The sequence below is a fragment of the Methanolobus halotolerans genome, assembly GCF_004745425.1.
Classification (GTDB): domain Archaea; phylum Halobacteriota; class Methanosarcinia; order Methanosarcinales; family Methanosarcinaceae; genus Methanolobus; species Methanolobus halotolerans.
Genome location: NZ_PGGK01000030.1, coordinates 1 through 2369 on the forward strand (window position 1 = coordinate 1; position 2369 = coordinate 2369).

The window sequence follows — 2369 nt, forward strand, 5'->3', positions numbered from 1 at the left end:
ATCGCCTGTATCTTTGCAATCTCTTCCTCACCACCTTCCATTGTAAAAAGGTGCTTAAAACGACGCTGCATTTTCAGATATTCTTCAACCGGCTGCTTTTTCTTACCTATCTTCCTTACCTTTGTCATCTCACCGTTCTCCACCTCATAGAGTGGCCAGAGACCGGTCTGCACGGCCATCTTAGCGACCTCAACGGTCTTGGAGGTGTCGAATCCCCAGCCGGTGGTACATGGTGCATGACAGTGGATATAGGTCGGACCTTCGATCTCTGTGGCTTTCTTCACCTTGGCGATCATGTCCTTTGGATATGCAAGGGATGTTGTGGCAACATATGGTGAACCGTGTGCCAGGATTATTGCAGGCATGTTCTTCTTTGGTCTTGGATTACCGAAGGATACCTTACCTGCCGGACTTGTAGTTGTGGAAGCACCGTATGGAGTAGCTGCACTTCTCTGCACACCGGTGTTCATGTAAGCCTCATTGTCTATGCACACGTATGTGAAGTCATGCCCTCTTTCAAAAGCACCTGATATGGCCTGCAGGCCTATATCCAGGGTGGCACCGTCGCCACCCATGGCAATTACTTTTGTTCTCTCCTTTTTGCCGAGTGCCTTAAGTCCGGCTTCAATTCCTGAAGCAACAGCACCTGCATTTTCGAAAAGTGAGTGTATCCAGGGCACATCCCATGAGGTCTCGGGGTATGGTGTGGTCATGACCTCAAGGCATCCGGTAGGGCTTACTACTATACAGTCCTCTCCGGCGCCCATAAGGGTGAACTTGGCAGCCATTGCGTCACAGCAACCTGCACATCCCCTGTGTCCCGGAGCTAATAATGATATTGAATTCATATCAGTTCCTCCTTCAGATCAGAAAACTGACTCTCGATCCTGATACCTGATCTTATTACTTCCTTTGCGTCATCGATTATCCTGTCAATGCTGCTCATTGGTATGTCACGTCCACCGTGGCCTATCATGTAACCGATAACAGGGACGTCGATGTCGGTGTTGTAGAGTACGGATTTAGTCTCAATGAACAGGGCTCCTGCGTTCATACCAAGTGATATGTTCTTGTCAAGGACAACAACAACCTTTGCATCCCTGATGACATTCTTTATAGCCTCTGCAGGGAACGGTCTGAATGCCCTGACCTTCAGAAGTCCTACCTTGACATTATTTTCCCTGAGGCGGTCGATAACATCCTTGATGGTCCCGACTATGGAACCCATTGCCATTATTATGATGTCTGCGTCCCCGGTCATGTACTCGTCGATAAGTCCTCCGTAGTACCTGCCGTACATATCATAGAACTCTTCCGCAACATTTTCAATCTTCTTCAGGGCATTCTGCATTGCCTGTTCCTGAAGGTACCTGAACTCTGCGTAATAATTAGGGTCTGCGAATGCACCGAAGGTCAGTGGATTCCTGGGGTCCAGGACACGCTCGGGCCGGAACGGTGGGAGAAACTCATCGGTTATATCCTTTTCAAGGAGCACAACAGGCTCGTAAACATGTGACAGGATGAAACCATCCATACATGCCATGGAAGGCATCATTACATCTTTGTCCTCTGATACCTTGAAGAGCTGGGCGGTCATGTCAGAGGCTTCCTGTATGTTCTCGGCGTAGAGCTGTATCCAGCCCGTGTCCCTCTGTGAAATGGAATCCTGCTGGTCGTTCCATATGCTTATGGGAGCACTTACTGCCCTGTTGACGACTGTCATCATGATCGGGAGTCTCATACCGGAAACGTTGAACAGTACCTCGTGCATGAGCTCAAGTCCCTGGGATGTTGTAGCTGAATAAGATCTTGCTCCCACGGCTGCTGAACCTACAAGTGCGGAAAGTGCGGAGAACTCGGACTCCACGTTGATGTACTCGCAGTCAGGGATCTCACCGTCGGCCATGAACTGGGAAAGGTCTTCTACGATATGGGTCTGCGGGGTAATGGGGTAGGCTGAGATCACATTTGGTCTGCAGACCTTTACCGAATGTGCAACGGCATAGGATCCTTCCACGACCACCATTTTACTTTTACCGATATTCGTTTCATGTGCCATTATTTCTCCTCCAGGACCATTGTAATTGCGGTTTTGGGGCACTCGTTAGCACAGATCCCGCATCCTTTGCAATAATCATAATCGAATTCGAAGTATCCATCCTCTCTTGGCTTTACTGAACTGTCAGGACACAGCAGTTCGCATAACTTGCATTTTATGCATTTGTCATAATCGTAAACAGGCTTGAAGGTTCTCCATCCGCCGGTCTTGTTGACACGGCTGGTACCTGCCTCACAAACAGCTCCGGGAACTATCTTCATTGCTGACCCCTCATCATTTTATATGCTTCCATTATAGCTTCTGCGTTCCT

Annotated in this window: 3 protein-coding genes; all 3 read right to left on the bottom strand. The window is 48.8% G+C overall.

Going from position 1 to position 2369, the window contains the following annotated elements; all coding sequences use genetic code 11:
- Positions 1-848, bottom strand: an 848-nt coding sequence (porB, locus tag CUN85_RS12815) for a pyruvate synthase subunit PorB (RefSeq protein WP_135390693.1), incomplete at its 3' end; no start/stop codon positions are given.
- Positions 845-2059, bottom strand: coding sequence for a pyruvate synthase subunit PorA (gene porA, locus CUN85_RS12820; protein WP_135390694.1), 1215 nt, complete (start codon positions 2057-2059; stop codon positions 845-847). The genes porA and porB, both read right to left, overlap by 4 nt.
- On the bottom strand, positions 2059-2319 hold the full coding sequence (porD, locus tag CUN85_RS12825; protein WP_135390695.1) for a pyruvate synthase subunit PorD: 261 nt from the start codon (positions 2317-2319) through the stop codon (positions 2059-2061). The genes porA and porD overlap by 1 nt, the downstream gene beginning before the upstream one ends.
- Positions 2320-2369: the final 50 nt, after the last annotated feature.